1 protein-coding gene is annotated in these 594 nt (G+C 68.4%); it reads left to right on the top strand.

The window, feature by feature from the left end:
- A partial coding sequence (locus N5C91_RS31855; RefSeq protein ID WP_279834529.1) for a VCBS domain-containing protein occupies positions 1-594 on the top strand: 594 nt, incomplete at both ends.

Here is a 594-nt window from a genome sequence, read left to right as displayed (position 1 = left end):
TTCAAGGACGGCACCTGGGCCTTCAACGGCCTGAGCCCGGCCTACCAGAGCCTTGCCGCTGGCGAGACCAAGGTCCTGTCGATCGACTACACCGTCACCGACGAACACGGCGCCACCAGCAGCAACACCCTGACCCTGACCGTCACCGGCACCAACGACACGCCGCTCGCCCTGCCCTCGCTGACCTTCGTCCGCGAAGACGCGCAGATCAGCGGCGAGCTCAAGGCCATCGACGTCGACAACGGCGCCAAGCTGACCTTCAGCCTCAACCAGGCCGCCCCGGCGGGCCTGACCCTGGGCAGCGACGGCAAGTGGAGCTTCGACGCCAGCGATGCCGCCTACCAGCACCTGAAGGCGGGTGCGGTGCAGATCATCAACGTGCCCTACACCGTCACCGACGAGCACGGCGCGAGCACCCAGAGCTTCCTGGCGATCACCGTCACCGGCACCAACGATGCCCCGCGCGCTGATGCCGCGACCGCTGCGGCAGTGGAAGACCAGGTCAGCAAGGGCCAGCTCACCGCCACCGACGTGGACGACGGCGCCAAGCTGAGCTTCAGCGTCTCCGGCAACCCGCCGGCCGGCTTCACCCTG

This window comes from Pseudomonas sp. GD03903 (genome assembly GCF_029840045.1).
Lineage (GTDB): Bacteria > Pseudomonadota > Gammaproteobacteria > Pseudomonadales > Pseudomonadaceae > Pseudomonas > Pseudomonas pseudonitroreducens.
The sequence above is the reverse complement of the archived record's forward strand: the minus strand, read 5'-3'. Positions and strand labels throughout refer to the sequence as shown.